Source organism: Pedobacter changchengzhani, from assembly GCF_004354365.1.
Taxonomy (GTDB): Bacteria; Bacteroidota; Bacteroidia; order Sphingobacteriales; family Sphingobacteriaceae; genus Pedobacter; species Pedobacter changchengzhani.
Genome location: NZ_SJCY01000001.1, coordinates 126661 through 147332, shown reverse-complemented (window position 1 = coordinate 147332; position 20672 = coordinate 126661). Strand labels below are relative to the sequence as shown.

The following is a 20672-nucleotide window of genomic DNA, read 5'->3' as shown; positions in this document are numbered from 1 at the left end:
TAACTGTATTTATTTACTTTTTTTAATTAACGCTAACGCTAATTTGGTACTATCGAAAAGTTCCTCATATAAGCCTTTGCTCATTACATCTTTGCTAATTAATTTACTGCCCATACCTACGGCACAAACACCAGCTTTAAACCAAGTTTTTAAATTATTTTCATCAATTTCTACACCTCCGGTTGGCATAAATAACTGGCCGGCAAATAAATCTTTAATAGATGAAATAAAATCGGGACCTAAAATATTTGCAGGGAATATTTTTATTAACATGGCTTTGTTAGCCTGTGCAATGCTAATTTCAGTCGGCGTCATACAACCGGGTATCCAAAGCATATTAATTTTATTCGCAATATCTGCCACTTCCGCATTAACAATCGGTGCAACAATAAAATCAGTTCCGGCTTGAATAAAAGCATTTGCATCTGCAGGTGTTTTTATCGTACCAATTCCCAAATAAAGATCGGGCATTTCTGCATCGCGTATCTCTACCAATTTTTTAAAGTTCGGCAAAGCCGATTTACCACGATTTGTATATTCGAAAACCCTAACGCCTGCTTTATACAACGTGCGTAGAATTTCTACACTTCCCTCTTCGCTGTCTTGATAAAACAAAGGCAACATCCCTTGCTCCAAAATTGCATCTAATATTTTATGTTTATTACTTATCATGGTGTATCATTCTTTTTTCTATTTCTGTTACTGTACTCGTGGTGGCATCGCTCGCAATGTAAAGCTTATCGTAGGCTGCTGCCGTGGCAAAATCTAAAATTTCTTGCATAGGTTTATCGTTATAAAAACCATAAATCAACCCGGCCATAAAACAATCGCCACTACCCACTTTATCTAATATTTCTTCTGATACATACTCCGGCGAAACGAACAATTCATCATTGGCATATAGCGTAGTATAATATTTAATGCCTCTACCATGATCGAACCTAAATGTATTTGCAACCCGCGTACATGAAGGAAACTTTTCGATAATTTTTTTTGAAGTATCTGCCGATTGATCAATTAGCGTTTGTTTTTCATAATTTTCTAACGCAGTTAAATCATCGTGTAAGGATGTGCCCAACATTTTGTTTGCCGCCCAAACATTGCCCATTATCAACGTGCAATACTTAGCCAATTCGGGCAAAACCTCAATCGGGTCTTTACCAAATTTCCAAAGCTTAGAGCGAAAATTAAGATCTAACGAAATCTCGATGCCTTTTGCACCGGCAACTTTTAAGGCCTCTAAACAAACATCAGCAATATTTTGGCTTATGGCAGGGCAAATTGCACTAAAATGAAACCAGCTTACGCCTTCAAAAACAACATCCCAATTAATTTGGCCTACACTTAATTCGGCATAAGCAGAATGTGCCCTATCGTAAATTACACCTGCATTTTTTAAATCTTTTCCCTTCGGAAGATAGTATAAACCTAGCCTTTCGCCATGATAAACCATTGAGGAAGTATCGATGCGCTGTTTATTTAGAAACTCAATAATATCTTTCGTAATTGAATTATCAGGAACGGCAGATAAATAAGTAGAAGGTACATTCCATAATGCAAGTGCCGTAGCCACATTTAGTTCGGCACCGCCGATGTAAAAAGGAAGTTTATTTTCTTTTAGCCACTGGCCATCCATATCGGGGCAAATGCGTAAGAGCAATTCGCCAAAGCTTAATACTTTACCTTTTGTTTTATTGGGTATTTGGTTAATCATTTCGATGTTTTTCGCTTCTTTAGCCAAGGTGGAGGTAAACCAATTAAATGCTTAAGCCGCACCACACTAAATTAACCGAATTAAAAATTAAAATAGTTTTTTGCGTTAAAGTAAGAAATATCTTGAACAATTTTCCCTATCCAATCAATATCGTTAGGTAATTCTCCATTTTCTACATCATCGCCAAATAAATTACAAACAATGCGCCTAAAATATTCATGGCGCGGAAAGGATAAGAAACTTCTAGAATCGGTAAGCATTCCCACCATTCTGCTCAACAAACCCATATTTGATAATGCGTTAATTTGCTTTGTCATTCCATCTTTTTGATCTAAAAACCACCAAGCAGAACCAAACTGAACTTTACCAGCAACAGAACCATCGTTAAAATTACCAATCATGGCCGCAACCACTTCATTATCCGCAGGGTTTAAATTGTAGATAATGGTTTTTGTTAACTTATTATCGGCATCCAAACGGTTTAAAAATTTAGAAAGCATTCTCGCTTGGCTAAAATCACCTATCGAATCCCAACCCGTATCAGGCCCTAATTGGGCTAACATTCGGGTGTTGTTGTTTCGCAAAGCACCTAGATGATATTGTTGCACCCAACCTTTTTCGTGGTTCCACACTGCAAAATAAACCAACATTGCCGATTTAAATTGTAGGTTTTCCTGATAGGAAATATCTTTATTGTTACGGATTTTTTCAAAAATTGATGTGATTTCTGACTCAGTATAATCTTCGGCATAAATTTGCTCTAAACCATGGTCAGACACCGAACACCCGTTATTGCCAAAATAATCATGGCGACTTTTCAAAGCATCTAAGTAATCCTGAAAAGAGGTGATATTTTTACCAACAACCGTTTCTAATTTATCAATATATTCATTTAAACCTTTAATGTTATCGCTGTTCATGGCTTTATCCGGACGAAATGCTGGCAACATTTTAACAGCAACACCTTCATTTTTTAGTTGTTGGTGAAAGTTTAAACTGTCTAACGGATCATCGGTTGTACAAACAGCCTCCACATTCATTTTTGCCATTAAACCTCGAACCGAATATTCGGGCGTTTGTAATTTTGCCGTACATTCATCATAAATTGCACGTGCAGTTTTACTCGATAAAATATCGGTGATGCCAAAATAGCGTTGCAGCTCTAAATGTGTCCAATGGTATAAAGGATTGCGCAATGTATAAGGAACGGTTTCTGCCCATTTTTCAAATTTCTCAAACTCGGATGCATTTCCCGTAATGTATTTTTCATTTACACCATTTGCACGCATTGCTCGCCATTTGTAATGATCGCCAGCAAGCCAAACTTCACTTATACTCGAAAATTGAAAGTCGTTCGCAATTTGATCAGGCATTAAATGATTATGGTAATCGATAATCGGCATTTGCTTGGCAAAATCGTGGTAAAGCTTTTCTGCTGTTTTGGTATGAAGGAGAAAATTTTCGTCTAAAAAACTTTTCATTTTTTATTAGGTCTAAATGTAATTTTTGTACTATTAGTTGGCGAAAACCTTTTAATTAAAGACTTACACCACGTTTCCAAGGGATAAAATCATCTTGGTTTAGCAATACAGCTTTTGGAATAACTTCTCCACTTGCAGCCTTTATGCAATACTCTAAAATGTCTTCGCCCATTTCTTCAATGGTTTTTTCGCCTTCAATTACCGGTCCACAGTTAATATCTATAATATCGCTCATGCGCTTTGCCAAGGCATTGTTAGTAGCCACTTTAATGGTGGGGCAAATTGGGTTACCCGTTGGCGTGCCCAAACCTGTAGTAAATAAAATTAGCGTGGCGCCCGATGCTGCTTTTCCAGTAGTTGCTTCTACATCATTACCGGGCGTACAAACTAAATTTAAACCGATTTTTGTCGCTGGTTCGGTATAATCTAAAACATCTTCCACTGGTGATGTACCGCCTTTTTTGGCCGCGCCAGTGCTTTTTATGGCATCGGTAATTAAGCCGTCTTTAATATTTCCAGGCGATGGATTCATGTGAAAACCCGATCCTACATTTAAGGCCGCATTGCCATAAGCGGTCATCAGTTCTATAAATTTCCGGGCTGCCCCTTCGTCTTTTGTTCGGTCGATTATTTGTTGCTCGGCACCACAAAGCTCTGGAAACTCGGCAAGTAGAACTGTACCGCCCAAAGCCACAACCAAATCTGATGTGTAGCCTACTGCGGGGTTTGCACTAATTCCACTAAAACCATCGCTGCCACCACATTTAACACCAACAACCAATTTGCTTAGTGGCGCAGGTTGTCTCTTTATTTTATTAACTTCGGTTAAACCGATAAATGTTTTCCGTATTGCCTCTTTAATAAGCTGTTCTTCGCTTTGCGCTTGTTGTTGCTCAAAAATATACAGTGGTTTATCAAAATTCGGACTACGGTGTTTTAAATCGATCATAAAATCATTCACCTGTAAGTTTTGGCATCCTAAACTTAAAACGGTTACGCCGGCAACGTTCGGATGATCGGCATAAGCGGCCAAAAGCTTGCTCAAAACTGCTGCATCTTGCCTAGTGCCACCACAACCGCCCTGATGGTTTAGAAATTTTATACCATCAACATTTTTAAAAACCCTATCGGTATTATGCTCTGATTGCCCGATAGACATTTGATTTGCTTCAGCAAGAATTTCTCCGTGCTTATAAGCCTCAACCAATTGATGGGTGTACGATTTATATTTCTCGGTTACGGCATAACCAAGTTCATTGTGCAAAGCCTCTCGAATAACATCCAAATTGCGATTTTCGCAAAACACAGTTGGAATAAATAACCAATAATTTGCAGTTCCTACGCGTCCATCAGCACGGTGATAGCCATTAAAAGTGCGGTCTTTATATTTAGAAACATCGGGCGCTTTCCACTCAAAATGGTACGGCTTAAACTCAAAAGGTTCAGAAGCATGTTTGGTATTATCCGTATTCATTAAACTTCCTTTCGGGATAAAATATTGCGCTTTGCCAACCAATACGCCGTACATAAATATTGGATCGCCAATATTCATATCCTGCATAAAGAATTTATGTTTAGCATTTATATCGTCTAATAAAACGTATTGCGCCTCATCATGCACCACAGTTTCGCCCTTTGCCAAGTTTTGCAAAGCCACCAAAACATTATCTGCAGGATGAATTTTAAGAATCCTAGTCATAATTGTTAAACTTTCTGTTCTAAAAATAAGCGATTTAATATTTCTTTACCACCTTCATTTCTCAGTAAAGAAACGTAATGTTTAACTTTTTGTGCGAAGCCTTCGTAGTTATTTAAATTTTTATCCCACAAGCGTCTATCGCCCAAAATTAAATCTAATGCCGTATCCGGATTACGCCAGTAATTGTGTAAAATTTCTGCAGATTCATCTTGAGTTGGAATAGCCTCGCCGTTAACATTTGCAACGAATGTTTCGCCGTCTTTTTGAGTATCCATAAATACTAAATAAGCAGCAAAACCCAAAGCTGTTAATGATGGCGCCTGTGCATTTAAGCTGTAATATTTACGAATTAAAGGAATGTTGCGCAGCTGTATTTTTGAGGTATAGTTTAACGTAATTGCTTTCCACTGATGATCTAAAAATGGATTGCTAAAGCGATCGATAACGCTATTTGCAAATTCAATCGCTTCTTTTAAAGTTATATCTTCATTTACCACCGAAGGCGCAATTTCTTCGTTCATCAACCTCGAAACGTAATTGGCAAAATGTTCATCGGCCATGGCTTCTTTTACGGTAGAAAAGCCCGATAAAAGTGCTAATCCGCAGCTTAAAGTATGCGTGCCATTAAGTAAGCGCAATTTTAGTTCCTTAAATTTACTAATTGACGGCACAATAAAAATACCTTTATCAGCGGAAGCGAATGAAAGAATTTCCTGCACGCTTTCTTTTGGCGATTCTATAGCCCACAATCTAAATGGTTCGGCCATAATCATCAGTTCATCGGTATAGCCCAATAAATTTTCTGTTTGTTTTTGAGTATCTGCAGGCAATTTGCCTGGCACAATACGATCTACCAAAGTTTTACAAAAGTGATTTGCTGTTTTTAACCATTGAATAAAATCCCAACTCAATTTATTTGCGATGGCCAATTCTAACAAAATTTCTTTAAGTTTATCTGCATTATCACTAATAAGTTCAGTAGGCAAAATTACCATTCCACTTTCTGCAGAACCGTTAAAAGCTGTAAATCTTTCGAATAAAAAAGCCAATAACTTACCTGGATATGAGCGTGGAGGCTGTTCGGTAATTTTATCCTCGCTCATTATAATACCAACTTCTGTTGTGTTAGAAATTACAATCTGCATTTCAGGATTGTGCGCAGCTTTTAAAATTTCTGCCCAATTTGCAGAAGCAGATAATACCCTACTAATAGATGAATTTATTATATATTCTTCAAAGTTTTCGCCATTTTCGATACCCTTAACACAAACTGTGTATAAATTATCTTGCGTAGCAAAAGCATCTGTAATACCTGTAGAAGTAGATTTTACCACTAAAACCCGACCATTAAAAATCCCTTGTCTGTTTGCCTTGTCAATAAAATAATCTGGCAAACCACGTAATAAAACGCCGGTTCCAAATTGGATTACCTTTTCTGGCAAGGCCAAAACATCTAAATTTGGCTTAGCAACCAAATTACCATCAATGTTGTTTAAATTTTGTTTGCTTAAAATCATTTTATTTTACTTAGTATTTAATTCCGTTGGCTAAAACCCGCTTTGGGTTTAGGTACAACTTTTAACTGAATAATGATAGATTATATTTGGTTATTGTTTTTAACAAGTTTACGCTTTTAGAATATTAAAGAGAAGATAAATATGAGCGCGCACCTGCACGAAGAATTTAAAAAATTCTATTAAATAATTATAAATAACTGACTATAAATTACTTGCAAATAAAAAAAAGAAAAAATGCTTTTTTGGAAAACGTTTTCCAAAGTATATTTCTAAGGATAATCTGGCTATTTTTGATTATGGGCCAAAGTAAAATTATTGGCAACAAAAATTGAATATTTTTAACTTACAGATTTATAACCAATCCTTATAATGAAAATGCTTTTAGCGCTGGGTGACCATATTCGCCCCAATCTTTCATTGCACTTAATAAAATAGCACTTAACGTTTTGTTAGTTGCAGGTTTACCTTTTGTTGGCGGTAAAAGATCTTTTTCAATAACCGTTTTTTCAGTCACTTTTGTGGCAAACCAAGTTATATTATCGTGGGGTAAGGCCAATCCTAATATCATCCCAGGTAAACCAGTAAAAGATTCTGGTCCGCCAGATACAGAAATTACATCACTGTAATACGCAACAACGTAAACAGAATCCATAATTATGGCATTGGCCCTGCGACATTCGTAACCAGCAATTTCGCGTGTTTCATCGGTAATTTTCCAATTTATTTTGCGCACACTATCTTTTACCAAGTAGGTATCTTCATATACCTGTTTCTGTGTAATGCTGTTTCCAGTTTTTAAATCAGTAAAAACTACATTTCTTAAACCTGCTAACGGATCATTGCCAAACCAACCTCCGGCTGCAGGCTCATTATTCTCCATAAATTTATACAAACTTTTATCGCTGTTAAAATTTAACACGCTCTTATCTACTTTAAACTGAGGTTGAGTTTTCTTGTATTGCTCAAAAGCTTTTTCTGCAAATCCTTCATTATCCTTATTAACTCTTTTGGCAAGCAACACGTACATGTTCGATCTTTTTTCAAATTCGATAACGCCTTCTTTTACAAAATGCGCATTTTGAGCCCACAAATTATTGCTTAGTAGCACAATGAAAGAAAGGACTGTAAATTTTATAGTAATCTTCATGATGTTATTTTTCTTTTTTAATGCCACCCATTTTGTTAAAATCCCAAATTATTGAGCCCAAGAAATACCTTTGAATAGTGGTGTAACGCTGTTGGGTGATATTTCCGTTATACGCCGATCTGTTAAAACCAATGTTTTGATTTAAGAGGTCGTTACCAGAAAATTTCAATTTCAGATTTTCTGCTTTGAAAAACTTTTTACTTATAGAAGCATTCCAAATTAAGCGCTCAAAGTTTTCGGAAAATGATTGGGTTTTGCCGGTAAACTGATATTGACCATCGGTACTCAGTTCAATTTTCCATGGCAAATACGCAGTGGCCGAAGCTTCGCCACGCCAACCCCAACCGTTACTATTTATGCTTTGCTGTACCGATGCAATAGTTGTGGTATAACTTGGGCCAAAACTCCCGCTTAAATCATATTTTTTTTCTTTGTATTTTGAAAGATTAATACCGCCGGAGTAATTGTAATTCTTTGTTTTGTTTAAAACGCTGTTAATAAAATTATATGATTCATTACCTGATGCATTTAGGTTGAAACCTAAATCTAAGTCTGGGCCTTTAATCTTGCGATTATAATTACCGTAAAGATAAAAGTTAGAGGGCATTTTACCCGACAAGTTGGTGGATTGATAAATACTTTGACCACCGTTACTGGTAATAACATTACTAATAATTGGGTTTGAGGTAAAACTATATGATGCATTTATCCAAATAGACTCGCCACTTAAAACTTTGTAAGAATTAAAAGATGTATTAAAGCCACTTCTAAATGAAGGTTTTAAATCAGGGTTGCCAATGGTTTGATTTAATTGATCTAAATTGCTTCTAATCGGTTGAATTTGATCTAAACTTGGCTGATTCGTATTTCCATTATAAGTAATCCTGAATGATTTTTGCTGTGAGAATTTATAGCGAAAAGAGGCTTGAGGGTTGTAGTTTATAAAATTTCTACTGTAGGCTTTATTGGTGTAAAGATCAGTTTGCTTAAAATCTACGCCACTAAACTTCGAACCAAAATCTATAGTCGATTTTCCTTTTCGGTAGTTAAAAATTGCACCTCCCTGATTTATAATTTGATCTAATTGATAATCGTTGCTAAACTGGGTATCTAAAATATCATAATTTCCATCAACAGATTTGTTGTATGATTTTCGATCAGAATTACCGTTTATAAGGCTCAATCCGTAGTTTACAATAACTGAAAATGATTTTGTAATCGGCTCCGTGTAGGTAAGGTTTGATTTAAAGCTTTTACTCGATATGTCGTTAATCTTATTCTGATCAACATTTTTAGTACTATCCAATGTACTTGTTAAACTATAAAATTTATTTTCGGAGTTTAAAAATCCATTCGATTTACTTTCTGTATTTGATTGATTGAGGTTTAAGGATATTGTACGGCCTTTTTTCTTCAACTTTTTCGTTAAAAATGCATTTATGTTAAATAATTGATCATCAACCTTATTATTTAGCTTACGGTTGGATGTATTTAGCAAACTATTGTCGCCTCTGGTCCCAATTGTACTGTAATCGTTTGATGATTTACTGTTTTTCAAGGTACCATCAACGCCAACTTTCAACGTCAACGTAGAGTCTAACTTAATCTCATAAGTAGCATCAAATTTCTGCCTAAAAAGATCATTATCGAAATTTTGATCGGAATTGCTATTGATAATACCGGTGCTTAAATTATTTTGGTTTAGGGTATTTTTGTTGCCTTGCACCCGTATTGATCCAATTTTATAATTTGTGTTTAAAGTTTCTTTATCCTTATTCCATTTGTTATCATAATGCACTCCTGCGGTTTTGGCCAGAGGAATACCTTCGCCGTTGTATTTCCCACTAAAAGAATCGAAATCATCGTCGCCACTGTTAAAGTAAATGCCACCGTCATCCGTAAATTGCGCACCTCCAGATCCACCGTATTTATTGTTGTCTTCCCAACCCAAACCAACTGTACCAGTGTTGCCAATTATACCATAAGCGGCTAATTTTTGCTTTTTCTTAAAAGCATTAAACATTCCTTGCCCTTGATAAAAACCATCTGTACCAATTCCGGCATCTACTTTACCAAAAATACCGTTCTTTTTATCTTCTTTAAGTTTGATATTTAACGTTTTGGTTTTTTCGCCATCATCAATACCTGTAAAAGTTGCTTGGTCGCTTTTCTTATCAAAAAGTTGCACTTTATCAACCATATCTGCCCGAAGGTTTTTTGTAACCAATGTAGGGTCATCACCAAAAAATTCTTCCCCATCTACTAAAACCTTGGTTACGGTTTGCCCTTGAGCAGTTATCTTTCCGTCTTTATCTACCTGTATCCCTGGAAACTGTTTTATTAAATCCTCCACTTTCGAATTTGGCTGAATTTGGTAAGCCGCTGCATCAAATTCGGTGGTATCACCTTTAATTTTCATGGCCGCTCGTTGCCCTTTAATAATTACATCGGCCAAAATTTTAGCTTTTTGGCTCATGTTAATTTTACCGTAATCGACGGTTTCCTTTGTAGAATCTAATGTAAAATGATCTACAAAATCGGCATATTTTGGGTAACAAATAAGTAAAATATATTTTCCATTCTTGATGTTGTTAATTTCGAAATTACCGTTAGCAATGGATCTGGTAAAGGTAACAAGTGTAGAATCTTTGGCCCTTAATATTGATATAGATGAACCAGAAAGAATGGATGTGGAAGCAGTATCAATTGTTCTGCCTTTTATTTGATGAAGATTTTGTGCATTTACACAAACAACAGAGAGATAGAGCGTAAAAAAGAGTAATAATCTTTTCATAAGTTAGTTTAGAATCAGTGCCGAATATAAAACTAAAATGATCGTTTTATAGAATTTTTAACAGTTTTTAACCGCGCGTAATCTGTTGACTATCAAAAAGTTTAATTGATTAAGTAATTATTAATAAAAGGATTAAATCGCTATAATTTAAAGCAATAACACAGTTAGATGTCTCAAATTGTTAGCGAATAAATGTTTTTTACACAATGCTAACGTTAACGATTGTCACAAAGTGATGCTTTTGGCAAGATTATACCTATTTGGTTTTTTCTTTGAAAAAGATAAAATGGAAAGCCCTAAAGTGGTCAATTTATGGCGTGTTAAATCGCCCAAATACTGACCAAAATAAGTTCGAATTATAGACCTGAGCGCACTAAATAAACCCCTGAGCACTAAAATAATGCACAAAGGTTTATTTCGTTAGCAACTTTTACACCACAAACAATTTTTAAGTTTGCAATATACTATGGATTTGTAGACCAAATACCTGCATCTTTTAAAAACACTCTGCGGTTTAATTTAAGTTGCGCAATAACAAGCTCGGCCAAATCTTCGGGTTGCATTACCTTATCAGGATTACCATCCGTAAGTTTTAATTCAATCGCCATATCTGTTGCCGTTGTACTTGGTGTTAGCGAAGTAACCCTAATATTGTGTTTCCTCATTTCTTGCATTAATGAGGTGCTTAAAGCAACCAACCCAGCTTTTGACGCTGAATATGCACTGGTAACCGCCGCAGGGTTTATTGCTGAACTACTCGAAATATTTATAATATCGCCAGTTTGTTTTTCAATCATTTGAGGCACCACGGCGCGTGTTACATAATAAGGGCCAAGCAAATTAATTTTAATAATGTCTTCCCACTCTGTTGGTTCCAACTCTAAAAATTTACCAAACTTACCTACGCCAGCATTGTTTATTAAAATATCAATAAAACCAAGTTCAGATTGAATTTTCTCGACCGCTTTGTTAACGGCGTCGATATTGCTAACATCGGCAACAGCCGTGCTCACTTTAACATTACATACTTTTAGTTCATCTGCTAATGTATCTAAATCACTTTGTGTACGGGCTAATAAACCCACATTTACACCTTCATTTGCCAATGCAATTGCAATGGCTTTTCCTATTCCTTTTCCAGCACCTGTTATTAGTGCGTTTTTGCCTCTTATGTTTTCCATCATTGAATGTTTCTTCATTGCGAGGCACGAAGCAATCTTTCCTACGATAGATTGCTTCGTGCCTCGCAATGACGCTTTTTTAATCTTTTACAAATCAAATTTTATCCCCTGCGCTAATGGCAAAGTATTCGCATAATTAATGGTGTTGGTTTGTCTGCGCATATATGCTCTCCAAGCATCCGATCCGCTTTCTCTACCGCCTCCAGTTTCTTTTTCGCCACCAAATGCGCCGCCAATCTCCGCACCCGAAGTGCCAATATTTACGTTTGCAATACCGCAATCAGAACCTTGGTAAGATAAAAATTGTTCAGCTTCTCTTAAATTTAAAGTCATTATTGCCGATGATAAACCCTGCGGAACACCATTTTGCAATGCGATAGCCTCATCTAAAGTCTTGTACTTAATTAAATATAAAATTGGTGCAAAAGTTTCGTGCTGTACAATTTTGAAATCGTTTTTAACTTCAGCAATACAAGGTTTTACATAACAGCCACTGCTATATGCTCCACCTTCCAAAACGCCACCTTCCACAATAAATTTTCCGCCCTCGGCTTTACATTTTTCAATAGAATTTAAATAACTTGCTACGGCATCGGTATCAATCAGTGGACCAACATGGTTATTTTGATCTAACGGATCGCCAATGCGCAATTGACCATAAGCTTTAACCAATTTTGATGCAAAAGTATCGTAAACACTTTCGTGGATAATTAATCTTCGGGTAGAAGTACAACGCTGCCCGGCAGTACCCACAGCGCCAAAAACAGCACCAATTAAACTCATGTCTAAATCTGCATGTTCAGAAATTATGATGGCATTGTTACCGCCCAATTCTAACAAACTTTTGCCCAAACGTGCGCCAACCGCAGCACCAACAGCTTTACCCATTCGGGTAGAACCTGTAGCCGAAATCAGTGCAACACGTGTATCAGCAGTCATTAATTCGCCTATTTCTCTATCGCCAATAATTAAATTACAAACGCCTTCTTCAATATCATTTGCCTTAAAAACTTTAGCTATAATGTGCTGACAAGCAATAGCCGTTAACGGCGTTTTTTCTGATGGTTTCCAGATACAAACGTTACCGCAAACCAAGGCTAATGCTGTATTCCAAGCCCAAACGGCTACCGGAAAATTAAAGGCAGAAATAATACCTACAATTCCCAATGGGTGCCACTGCTCATACATACGGTGATTTGGACGCTCGCTGTGCATGGTTAAACCATAAAGCTGACGCGATAAACCAACAGCGAAATCGCATATATCAATCATCTCCTGCACTTCGCCAAAACCTTCTTGCAAACTTTTACCCATCTCGTAAGAAACTAAAGTGCCTAAAGCCTCCTTATTTTCGCGTAATGCATCGCCAAACTGGCGTACAATTTCGCCTCTTTTTGGTGAAGGAACAGTTCTCCAATTTAAAAATGCTTGTTGGGCTTTTACAATTAAAGCATCATAGTCTGCATCATCAGCCATTTTTGCCGATGAAATTGTTTTTCCATCAACGGGAGAAAAACTGTTAATATTTTTTGAATTATTTATTCCCCCCCAAATACTACCGGTGCTAAAAGCTTCGTTATTTTCTTTTATCGCCAATTGCTTTAAAATAGCATTAATGTCTGTTTTCATAATGATGGTATATTGCCTAAGGCATTTGATTTAAATGTGAACTGCGTTTATTACAAATCAACAAAAAATTATGGACGTTTGAAAAATTAAAACTAAAAGGTTTTTTTTATTTACCTAGCAATTACGCCACATCATTCTAAAAACGGTATTTTTGTATTTTAATAGATAAAGAACTGCCGATTTAACCAAAATCTTTGGTTTATAGTACACATTTAAAATTAGATCAAATTCGTTTATAATCAACCGTTTAGACCGTATTTTAAGATTATTGTGGAAAATTTTTTGCAGAACATTCAAATAAATGGTGTAAACTTATAAACAGTTTCTTGCACATTGGCACAGTTCTTTAATGGTATAACGATATATGGAAGAAGAATTCTTTTTTGAATCAAACGAAGATGCGCAACGTTCGATAGAGCGATATGAGGAGATGATCAGAAATCAGGATCAATATTTCTTTGATGCGGGTGCCTTTGAGTACATTGTAGATTTTTACATCGAAAAAAATGATCCTGTTAAGGCATTACAAGTGGTAGATTATGCGGTACTCCAGCATCCTTATGCAACTGTTTTTTTAGTTAAACAAGCCCATCTATTTACATTAACCAACAGCTACGAAAATGCTTTTAATGCTCTACAAAAAGCCGAATTATTAGAACCCTCAGAACCTGATATTTATTTATTGAGAGGCAACATTTATCAAAATACCGAACGTTATGCCGAAGCGCTAAACAATTACGAACAGGCATTGCTTTTGGCAGAAAGTACCGATGAAATTTTACTGCAAATGGCCTACGTTTATCAAAGCATGGGCGATTATGAAAGCGCTATTTCTTACATCAAACTAAGTTTAGAGCAAAACATGGAAAACCAAGATGGTTTATATGAGTTGGCTTTTTGTTATGATGTTTTGGATAAACAGGAAGAAAGTATCAAATTTTACGAGCAATATATAGATACCGATCCTTACTCTTACGCCGCTTGGTATAATCTGGGCAACAGCTTTCATAAGTTAAATTTGTTCGAAAAAGCCATTGATGCGTATGATTATGCCATATTAATTAAGGACGACTTTAGTTCTGCCTATTTTAATAAAGGCAATGCTTTGGTGCAGTTAGATAAGTACGAAGAAGCGATAGAGGTGTACAAACAGACTTTTGAATATGAACAACCCAATGCAGATACTTATTGTGCCATTGGAGAATGCTATGAAAAGTTAGAACACATGGATACGGCGCGTTCTTATTACAAAAAATCTGTTAAATTGGATGCTAACATGGCCGATGCCTGGTTCGGAATTGGTGTTACGCTAAACTTTGAAGAACGGTATTTCGAATCGTTACATTTTTATAAAAAAGCAATCGATTTAGAAGCAGAAAATCCCGATTTTTGGTTTGCCAGAGCCGATGCTTATTATAAACTGGGTCAAATTGATGAATCTATTCATGCTTACGAAAAGGTTTTAGAATATAATCCCGTTGATGTAGAAGCTTGGTTAGATTTTAGCACCGTACTTTACGAACAAGGCCGACTTTTAGAAGCATCAGAAACAATTGCAGATGCGATAAAAAACAATCCAGATGCTACTGAACTGTATTACAGAATGGTAGCTTACCTTTTTGCTTTGGGAATGCAAGCTGATGCCTTGAGTTATTTAGAAACTGCTTTAAAATCAGACCCCGATAAACATTATATTTTATTTGAATACTTACCACAACTGCAAGATAATAGCGCAATTATTGATGTGATAAACCGCTATATTAAGTAAAAATAGGATTAGAAAAAATTTGATAAATATTTTCAAATTTTTTTTCACTTTTGTACCAATTATGAATTACCCATTACTACACATTCCCGAACGTCCTGTAAAACCCCGCCAAAGTGGTTTTACAATGGTTATGGATAAGGGATTAAGTTTGCGCCAGGTTGAAGACTTTATTGAAGTTGCTGGCATACATACAGACATTGTTAAACTCGGTTGGGCAACATCACACGTTACCCCGAATTTAAAAGAAAAATTAGCCATATATAAGAGTGCAGGTATTCCAACTTATTTTGGAGGCACACTTTTCGAAGCTTTTGTAATACGCAATCAGTTTGCAGATTATCAGCGTATTTTAGACCAGTACGACATGCAATTTGCAGAAGTTTCTGATGGATCGATAGAAATTGAACATGATATAAAATGTAACTATATAAGCGAACTGGCCAAACAGGTTACCGTTATATCCGAAGTGGGTAGTAAAGATGCAGCTAAAATTTTTGCACCTTACAAATGGATTAAATTGATGAAGGCCGAAATGGAAGCTGGCTCGTGGAAGGTAATTGCCGAGGCACGCGAAGGCGGAAATGTTGGTATTTATCGTGGCACGGGCGAAGTTAGAGAGGGTTTAGTAGATGAGATTTTAACACAAATTCCTGCGGAAGATATTATTTGGGAAGCACCCCTTAAAGAACAACAAGTTTGGTTTATTAAACTTATTGGCGCAAATGTTAACTTAGGTAATATTGCACCTGCAGAAGTTATCCCATTAGAAACCATTCGCCTAGGTTTACGTGGCGATACGTTTGATCATTTTCTTAATTTAGAGAAAAAGTAATTCATCGCCATGCACGGCGCAACATATTAACCACTTAAAAAAGGATGCACACAGATAAATTATCTCGAATAAAACAAAATATCTGTGTGCATCAGTGGTAAAAAATACTTAACCAATTATTAAAATGAAAACTTACGGTTTAATCGGTTATCCGCTTACACATTCTTTCTCAAAAAAATACTTTACCGAAAAATTCGAGAACGAAAGGATAGTTGATTGTAAGTATGAACTTTTTTCAATTGAACAGGCACAAGATTTATTACAGATTTTAGAAAACGATTCATCTATCTGCGGTATAAACGTAACTATTCCGCATAAAGTAAATGTGCTGTCGATGTTGAATGAGGTTGATCCTGTGGCAGCAGAAATTGGCGCAGTAAATACCATAAATATTAAAAAAGTTAACGGTAAAAACTATTTAAAAGGATACAATACCGATGCACATGGTTTTGAAGAATCGCTGAAACCGTTGTTAAAAGCTAATCATAAAAAAGCTTTAATTTTTGGGGATGGTGGCGCAGCAAAAGCCGTTAAATATGTGCTCAACAAACTAGGTATTGCTTACCAAAGTGTTGTTAGAAGTCCGCAAGCTGGTAAAATCCTCTATTCGGATGTAACGCCAGAAATTTTATCAACACATACCTTGTTAATAAACACAACGCCTTTGGGCACTTTTCCTAATGTAGATGCGCAGCCACCAATTGATTACAGTATTTTAAGCGATGCGCATTTGGCTTACGATTTAGTTTATAATCCGTTAGCAACTGCATTTTTGCGTAAAGCCGCTCAACAAGGGGCAACCACTATAAATGGTTTGCAAATGTTGCATCTTCAGGCAGAAAAAGCTTGGTTTATTTGGAATTCTTAAGTACATAAGCCATGAAAGCAAAACACTTAATTTCAGCACTTATTTTAATGTGCGTTTTTTTTATGGCTTGTAAAAACAATACCTATTCTCCAAAGCCAAAAGGTTATTTTAGAATAAATTTCCCCGAAAAAAAATACCAAACCTTTAATGGCAATGCGCCATTTACATTCGAATATCCCGTTTATGCGCGTTTAGAAAAAGACAGTATTGATGGTGCAGAACGCTTTTGGTACAACCTGCACTATACGCAATTTAATGGCTATTTACACCTAACTTATTATGATGTAAACCAAAAAAACAAATATACGCAGTTGGTAGAAGATGCGCGTACTTTAGCCTACAAACACACGGTTAAAGCAAGCTCCATTGATCGGGGCATTATTAATTATCCCGATAAAAAGGTTTATGGTGTTTATTATGCTATTGAGGGTAACACAGCCTCATCTTTTCAATTTTTTTTAACAGATAGCCTTAAACATTACTTTAGAGGTGCACTTTATTTTAACGAGCGCCCACAGTATGATTCTATTGAGCCTGTTGTTAAATTTATTAAAACCGACCTGGATAAAATGATTTCTACTTTTAAATGGAAAAATTAATCATCCATTAAACCAAAAAAAAATGATTACTATAAAAAAGTTTACCTTCAATGCTTACAGTGAAAATACTTATGTTTTATATGATGAAACGAAAGAATGTGTAATTATTGATCCCGGAATGTACGAGGGATCTGAGCAGAATAAACTGGTAGATTTTATAACAGAAAACTCGCTTAAACCCGTTTTGTTACTTAACACGCATTGTCATTTGGATCATGTTTTTGGCAATAAATTCGTTTTTGATACCTATAGTTTAAAACCTCAATTTCATAAAGGAGAGTTATCAACCTTACAAGCCGTACCAAGTTATGCGCCACAAATGGGCTTCTCGAAATATGAGCTTTCGCCTGAGCCGGATACTTTTTTAGCAGAGACAGGGACTATTAAATTTGGCAATAGCACTTTAGAATTAATTTTTGCTCCGGGCCATTCGCCAGCACATTTATGTTTTTACAGCAAAGCTGATGACTTTTTAATTGGTGGTGATGTGCTATTTTATGGCAGTATTGGCCGCACTGATTTACCGGGAGGCAATCATGATCAACTCATAAATAACATCAAAGAAAAATTATTTCTCCTGCCTGATAGTTGTAAAGTTTACCCTGGTCATGGCCCGGCAACAAGTATTGGTTTAGAGAAACAGCAAAATCCTTATTTATAAGTTTGTTTTAGTAAGTAAAGCCGTTGTTTATTAAATTTTATTGGCTTTTCGGCTCGAAGCCACGTCACCGTAAATTTATTTCAAGGTCTTTTTAGTATGACGAAGATTAGGGATTTTGTGATACAGAGCCATGTTTTTCGGTTATAAATAATCGAACTCAGATTATTAAATAATTCAAGTAAAGTTAGTTAGGTAAATCACTTCGATACTAAACTTTAAACGTACTAAACTAAAATTTTACACACTTTAATTTTACCTATATTTGCCTTCGTGAATACCTCCTTCTATATTGCTAAAAGATATTTATTTACAAAAAAATCTACCAATGCCATTAACCTAATCTCCGGAATATCAATGGTTGGTGTTATGGTGGGCAGTGCCGCGTTAATTATCATCCTAACGGTATTCAATGGCTTTGAAGAGGTAATTCTTAAAATGTTTAACACCATTACCCCTCAACTGGAGATAACGCCAGCTACCGGAAAAACATTCGATCCCAATACCACTTACTTTTTGCAATTGAAGAACAACAAAAAAGTGTTTTCTTTTACAGAAGTGTTGCAAGAAAATGCTTTGCTAAAATACAATAATAAACAAGCTGTTGGCATGGTTAGAGGCGTAAGCTTTGATTATTTAAAGAATAAGGGTTTAGATAGTACCATTAGAGAAGGGCATTTTATGCTGCATAATAAGAGCGGGTATAACGCTGTAATAGGTTCTGCCTTGCAAGGTTCATTGGCGGTAAACACGGTTGATCCATTTACCGAATTACAGATTTTTTCGCCAAAAAAAACGCTTGCTGTAAACTCCATAAACCCAGCAGATGACTTTGTAATTAAAAGTATTCCCGTATCAGGCGTTTTTGAAATACAACAAGAGTTTGATAATGGAATAATTGTTCCTTTAGACTTTGCCAGAACACTTTTAGGAGAAGATAAAGCGATTTCTTTAATCGAAATTAACCTTCAGCCAAATGAAAATATCGATAATTTTCAGCAAGAGGTAGCTGATAAACTTGGCGATAAATTCGAGGTAAGAAATCGTGCAGAGCAAAACCGTTCGTTATATCATATTTTAAATACCGAGAAATGGGCAGTATATATTATCTTAACTTTCATCTTAATTATTGCTATATTTAATATTATTGGCTCGCTAACCATGTTGGTGATTGATAAAGTTAAAGATATTGCCATTTTAAGCAGCTTGGGTGCAAGTAAGCGTTTAATAAAAAGAATATTTTTATTAGAAGGCATGATGATAACGATGTCTGGATGTATTTTAGGCCTATTTTTAGGGTTTATTTTTTGTATTCTGCAACAAAAGTATAGTTTAATTAGTATGGGCGAGGTTAACCAATCTTTTCTAAATGCTTATCCAATATCACTAAAAGCAAAAGATTTTGTGCTTGTTTTTATAACAGTTGGTGTTTTTTCATTTTTGGCATCTGCTTTGTCATCTAATTTGAGTGTTAAGCAAATAGACAATATCAATCAATCCCTGTAAATAATAATCCCAAGAGTATGAAATTATATAAAAGTGTGGTATTTTATGGTGTAATCTTAAGTACAACTTTTTTAGCCTGTAATAGAGATGCTAAAAAAGCTGATACCGATAAGGCGATAAATGTGAAGGGCTTATATAGTTTCGGACCCGATATGAAATCGCTTACGCTGTGTGAAGACGGCCGAGAATATTGGGTTACGGATAGTGTTAAAGACCTTGAGTTACAATATAGCAAGCAGAACTTCGAAAAGCCCTATGAGCCCGTTTACGTAGAACTGGAAGGTTTTTTTGTTAAATCTGATTCATTAATTGCCTCGTTAGATTACGACTCTACACTAGTAGTTACTAAAGTGGTAAAATTATCGAAGCAAATTCCAGACGGGCCATGTGCGCAGTAATTGATAAGTTAAAAACTTTAATGGCAAGCTGATAGCATTAAGAAACATTTCTCCCGAACAAATTAGTTGTGTGCCCGTTTATTATTTCATAGCAAAATTCGATTCTTTCCATGCTTTCAACATCATATCCCGATCGGTTTCATTATTGAAATTGATGTTAACACCAAAATCAAACCCATTTATCAACCTAGAAAACATTATTTGGTTAAGAATCCGTTTTTTATCTTTAGAAAACAGCTTAATCTCAAATGTTTTAAATGCTAATCCACCTATTACAGCATTACCCGAAAGGGAATCTACATCTATGCCTTTGCTGCGATAAGTATCAAATATTACCTTGTTTAAATCCTTTACATTTTCAAGATATTCACCTGGATATGCCTCTTTAAAAGGTTGTGAGGTAGAACTAAATAAATTAAATTGATTCTTTTTAAAACTTATTAAATTTTTTAAACTGCTCATATCTACTTTAGTTCCGGATGTCTTTTCGATTGCGTCTTTCCCTATTTCGGCAGTTACTTGCATTTTATCTGTAGAGATGATATCCCATCCATCTGGTATTTTTATCGACCAACCAATTTCTTTACTCGTGTAAACATCCGCTTTAACATCCCCTTCATCAACATTTTTAACAGGTTTACTTTGTGTGCAACAAAGTATTAACGGGAATAGTAAAAAAAGCGTAAGATAGTTTTTCATATTGGTGATATTTTGTATGTATGCGATATAATCCTTCCCTAAAAATAGAAATAAAATCGTTAAAAATTGGTAAGTATCCTGTTAATTATTAAGCTTCGGGAGGATTTAAAAAGTGGTTTAATAATCTCATTTTCGTTATTTTAGACGCCATTTCGCTTATTGTTCGAATCTAAGGGATTAAA

At 35.6% G+C, this 20672-nt stretch carries 17 protein-coding genes; 7 read left to right on the top strand and 10 right to left on the bottom strand.

Annotated elements, in window-relative coordinates; genetic code table 11:
• Positions 1-9: 9 nt before the first annotated feature.
• From EZJ43_RS00625 to amaB, 9 genes are all read right to left on the bottom strand, one after another.
• Positions 10-672, bottom strand: a complete 663-nt coding sequence (locus EZJ43_RS00625) for a beta/alpha barrel domain-containing protein (RefSeq protein ID WP_207924539.1) — start codon at positions 670-672, stop codon at positions 10-12.
• Complete coding sequence (locus tag EZJ43_RS00620) at positions 662-1741, bottom strand: sugar kinase (RefSeq protein ID WP_243718011.1); 1080 nt, start codon at positions 1739-1741, stop codon at positions 662-664. Before EZJ43_RS00620 ends, EZJ43_RS00625 begins: the two co-directional genes overlap by 11 nt.
• A 53-nt stretch (positions 1742-1794) precedes the next feature.
• Positions 1795-3195: a glucuronate isomerase gene (gene uxaC, locus EZJ43_RS00615; RefSeq protein ID WP_133260721.1), complete on the bottom strand. Its 1401-nt coding sequence runs from the start codon at positions 3193-3195 to the stop codon at positions 1795-1797.
• A 55-nt stretch (positions 3196-3250) separates the two neighbouring features.
• Positions 3251-4897, bottom strand: coding sequence for a UxaA family hydrolase (locus EZJ43_RS00610; protein ID WP_133260720.1), 1647 nt, complete (start codon positions 4895-4897; stop codon positions 3251-3253).
• Between the two features lie 2 nt (positions 4898-4899).
• Entirely contained in the window at positions 4900-6411 is a 1512-nt protein-coding gene (locus tag EZJ43_RS00605) for a tagaturonate reductase (RefSeq protein ID WP_133260719.1), read from the bottom strand.
• Between the two features lie 364 nt (positions 6412-6775).
• On the bottom strand, positions 6776-7558 hold the full coding sequence (locus tag EZJ43_RS00600; protein WP_133260718.1) for a GLPGLI family protein: 783 nt from the start codon (positions 7556-7558) through the stop codon (positions 6776-6778).
• 4 nt (positions 7559-7562) lie between these two features.
• On the bottom strand, positions 7563-10352 hold the full coding sequence (locus EZJ43_RS00595; RefSeq protein ID WP_133260717.1) for an outer membrane beta-barrel family protein: 2790 nt from the start codon (positions 10350-10352) through the stop codon (positions 7563-7565).
• Between the two features lie 464 nt (positions 10353-10816).
• Positions 10817-11551 (bottom strand): 3-ketoacyl-ACP reductase, encoded by a 735-nt coding sequence (locus tag EZJ43_RS00590; protein ID WP_317126385.1) that lies wholly within the window; start codon positions 11549-11551, stop codon positions 10817-10819.
• Positions 11552-11620: 69 nt separating this feature from the next.
• On the bottom strand, positions 11621-13162 hold the full coding sequence (gene amaB / locus EZJ43_RS00585) for an L-piperidine-6-carboxylate dehydrogenase (protein ID WP_133260716.1): 1542 nt from the start codon (positions 13160-13162) through the stop codon (positions 11621-11623).
• Positions 13163-13526: 364 nt separating this feature from the next.
• Between amaB and EZJ43_RS00580 the strand changes: the two genes are divergently transcribed.
• The 7 genes from EZJ43_RS00580 (at position 13527) to EZJ43_RS00550 (ending at position 19791) form a co-directional block, all read left to right on the top strand.
• Positions 13527-14930, top strand: coding sequence for a tetratricopeptide repeat protein (locus EZJ43_RS00580; protein ID WP_133260715.1), 1404 nt, complete (start codon positions 13527-13529; stop codon positions 14928-14930).
• Positions 14931-14991: 61 nt separating this feature from the next.
• Positions 14992-15762, top strand: coding sequence for a phosphosulfolactate synthase (locus EZJ43_RS00575; protein ID WP_133260714.1), 771 nt, complete (start codon positions 14992-14994; stop codon positions 15760-15762).
• Between the two features lie 124 nt (positions 15763-15886).
• Positions 15887-16630: a shikimate dehydrogenase family protein gene (locus EZJ43_RS00570; protein ID WP_133260713.1), complete on the top strand. Its 744-nt coding sequence runs from the start codon at positions 15887-15889 to the stop codon at positions 16628-16630.
• Between the two features lie 11 nt (positions 16631-16641).
• Complete coding sequence (gene gldD / locus EZJ43_RS00565; protein WP_133260712.1) at positions 16642-17229, top strand: gliding motility lipoprotein GldD; 588 nt, start codon at positions 16642-16644, stop codon at positions 17227-17229.
• A gap of 22 nt (positions 17230-17251) precedes the next feature.
• Complete coding sequence (locus EZJ43_RS00560; RefSeq protein ID WP_133260711.1) at positions 17252-17890, top strand: MBL fold metallo-hydrolase; 639 nt, start codon at positions 17252-17254, stop codon at positions 17888-17890.
• A 270-nt stretch (positions 17891-18160) separates the two neighbouring features.
• A complete protein-coding gene (locus EZJ43_RS00555) occupies positions 18161-19393 on the top strand; it encodes an ABC transporter permease (protein ID WP_133260710.1) in 1233 nt (410 codons plus the stop codon).
• 17 nt (positions 19394-19410) lie between these two features.
• Positions 19411-19791 (top strand): hypothetical protein, encoded by a 381-nt coding sequence (locus EZJ43_RS00550; RefSeq protein ID WP_133260709.1) that lies wholly within the window; start codon positions 19411-19413, stop codon positions 19789-19791.
• Between the two features lie 81 nt (positions 19792-19872).
• Here the strand turns inward: EZJ43_RS00550 and EZJ43_RS00545 are convergent, their stop codons facing one another.
• Complete coding sequence (locus EZJ43_RS00545) at positions 19873-20490, bottom strand: hypothetical protein (RefSeq protein ID WP_133260708.1); 618 nt, start codon at positions 20488-20490, stop codon at positions 19873-19875.
• Positions 20491-20672 lie beyond the last annotated feature (182 nt).